Genomic DNA, 3167 nt, shown 5'->3' on the forward strand with positions numbered 1-3167 from the left:
GGAAGACCGGATAGCCTCAAGGCCGGAAATATGGGCTTATAGCTCAGCCGGTTAGAGCGCACGCCTGATAAGCGTGAGGTCGGTGGTTCGAGTCCACTTAAGCCCACCAGCAGGGAAACCTGCGAAAGAAAATAGGAAGTTTCGCGAAGGGCTTGGAAACGAGCTGAGCAAGATTTCGAGAGAAATCGCAGCGAGCGAAACGGACTATGTCCGTACATTGAAAACTGAATAAAGAAGCAGATAGAACGAGAAAAAAGAACTTTGTAAAGTTTCGATTTTAAGTGAAATCTACAATTTCAAGAAGAACCAAGAGAAACACATGGTCAAGCTACAAAGAGCGCAAGGGGAATGCCTTGGCACTGAGAGCCGAAGAAGGACGCGACTAACTGCGATAAGCCACGGGGAGCCGTAAGTGGGCGCTATATCCGTGGATTTCCGAATGGAGCAATCCGGCTGGAGTCATGTCCAGTCATCGTGCACTGAATCCATAGGTGTACGAGGGGAACCGCCTGAACTGAAACATCTAAGTAGGGCGAGGAAGAGAAATCAACCGAGATTCCGCTAGTAGTGGCGAGCGAACGCGGAAGAGGCCAAACCAGAGGTAGCAATACCTCTGGGGTTTGGACAGTAATATGTACGCAGCGATCTAGCAGAATGGTTTGGGAAAGCCAACGAAACAGTGTGAGAGTCACGTATGCGAAAGGTCAAAGCGGCTAGCTGTATCCAGAGTACCGCCGGACACGTGAAACCCGGTGGGAAGACGGGGGGACCACCCTCCAAGCCTAAATACTACTCAGTGACCGATAGTGTAGAGTACTGTGAAGGAAAGGTGAAAAGGACCCCGGAAGGGGAGTGAAAAAGAACCTGAAACCTTGTGCTTACAAGCACCGAGAGCTCGTCAAAGAGTGATCGGGTACCTTTTGTAGAATGGTCCGGCGAGTGTGTGTAACTGGCAAGGTTAAGGACTTCAGGTCCGGAGCCGCAGCGAGAGCGAGTCTGAATAGGGCGTATGAAGTCAGTTGTACACGACCCGAAACCGGGTGACCTACCCATGTCCAGGTTGAAGTGGAGGTAAAACTCCATGGAGGACCGAACCGACTCCCGTTGAAATGGTAGCGGATGAGGTGTGGGTAGCGGAGAAATTCCAATCGAACCCGGAGATAGCTGGTTCTCTCCGAAATAGCTTTAGGGCTAGCCTCGTATTAGATTACCGGAGGTAAAGCACTGAATGGTCTAGGGGCCGAGAGGCTACCGAAACCTATCAAACTCAGAATGCCGGATAATTGATGTACGGGAGTCAGACAGTGTGAGATAAGTTTCATTGTCAAAAGGGAAACAGCCCAGACCCACAGCTAAGGTCCCAAAATATTGTTAAGTGGAAAAGGATGTGGGGTTGCCCAGACAACCAGGATGTTGGCTTAGAAGCAGCCACTCATTAAAAGAGTGCGTAATAGCTCACTGGTCGAGTGACCCTGCGCCGAAAATTTAACGGGGCTAAACAGTATACCGAAGCTTGGGATTCCGTAAGGGATGGTAGGAGAGCGTCGAATGAGGGGTGAAGTCATAGCGGAAGCGGTGGTGGACTTCATTCGAGTGAGAATGCCGGAATGAGTAGCGCGAAATGTGTGAGAATCATATTGGCCGAAAGTCTAAGGTTTTTGGAGGAAGGTTCGTCCGCTCCAAGTAAGCCGGGAGCTAAGGCGAGGCCGAAAGGCGTAGTCGATGCACATACGGTGGACATTCCGTAGCCGCCGAAAGATTTAAGATAAGTGACACCCTGGAAAGGCATGACCCGGGCGATGGTTGCCCCGGGCGTAAGGGACCGAAATTAGAGTAGGGAAGCATGTTAGACCGGGGGCGAGAAAAGCTTATTGAATATCTAAGGCGCCCGTACCGCAAACCGACACAGGTAGATGGGAAGAGAATTCTAAGGCCAACGGGAGAAGGGTAGTTAAGGAACTCGGCAAATTGGTCCCGTAACTTAGGGAAAAGGGACGCCACGGAGACGTGGCCGCAGTGAATAGGCCCAGGCGACTGTTTAGCAAAAACACAGGTCTCTGCTAAATCGAAAGATGAAGTATAGGGGCTGACACCTGCCCGGTGCTGGAAGGTTAAGAGGAGATGTGCAAGCATTGAATTGAAGCCCCAGTAAACGGCGGCCGTAACTATAACGGTCCTAAGGTAGCGAAATTCCTTGTCGGGTAAGTTCCGACCCGCACGAATGGTGTAACGATCTGGGCACTGTCTCAATTACCCGCCCGGCGAAATTGTAGTACCGGTGAAGATGCCGGTTACCCGCGACAAGACGGAAAGACCCCATGGAGCTTTACTGCAGTTTAATATTGGGTTTCGGTAATTTATGTACAGGATAGGTGGGAGACTTGGAAGCTAGCACGCCAGTGTTAGCGGAGTCACCCTTGGGATACCACCCTTAAGTTGCTGGAATTCTAACCTGCGGCCGTGAATCCGGCCGGGGGACATTGTTAGACGGGCAGTTTGACTGGGGCGGTCGCCTCCAAAAAGGTAACGGAGGCGCTCAAAGGTTGGCTCAGCACGGACGGAAACCGTGCCTTAGAGTGTAAACGCGTAAGCCAGCCTAACTGCGAGGGTGACGGCCCGAGCAGTAACGAAAGTTGGAGTTAGTGATCCGGCGGTATGAGAGTGGAATTGCCGTCGCTCAACGGATAAAAGCTACCCTGGGGATAACAGGCTGATCTCCCCCAAGAGTCCACATCGACGGGGAGGTTTGGCACCTCGATGTCGGCTCATCACATCCTGGGGCTGTATTCGGTCCCAAGGGTTCGGCTGTTCGCCGATTAAAGTGGTACGCGAGCTGGGTTCAGAACGTCGTGAGACAGTTCGGTCCCTATCTGTCGTGGGCGTAGGATATTTGAGGAGAGCTGTCCTTAGTACGAGAGGACCGGGATGGACGCACCTCTGGCGCACCAGTTGTTCCGCCAGGAGCACAGCTGGGCAACTATGTGCGGATCGGATAAACGCTGAAAGCATCTAAGCGTGAAGCCGACTCCAAGATAAGATATCCCATAGCGTAAGCTAGTAAGGCCCCTTGAAGACTACAAGGTTGATAGGCTGCGTGTGTAAGCATGGTAACATGTTCAGCTTGGCAGTACTAATAGGCCGAGGGCTTGACCATAGTTCCTTGGTTC

General features: G+C 51.9%; 1 tRNA gene and 1 rRNA gene. Both read left to right on the forward strand.

Going from position 1 to position 3167, the window contains the following annotated elements:
- Positions 1-32: 32 nt before the first annotated feature.
- A tRNA-Ile gene (locus I2E77_RS13500) sits at positions 33-109 on the forward strand.
- A 212-nt stretch (positions 110-321) separates the two neighbouring features.
- Positions 322-3154 (forward strand): 23S ribosomal RNA (locus I2E77_RS13505).
- The last annotated feature ends 13 nt before the right edge of the window (positions 3155-3167 follow it).

This window comes from Anaeromassilibacillus sp. 1001302B_160321_C8, assembly GCF_015554745.1.
In the GTDB taxonomy this organism is placed as follows: domain Bacteria; phylum Bacillota; class Clostridia; order Oscillospirales; family Acutalibacteraceae; genus Anaeromassilibacillus; species Anaeromassilibacillus stercoravium.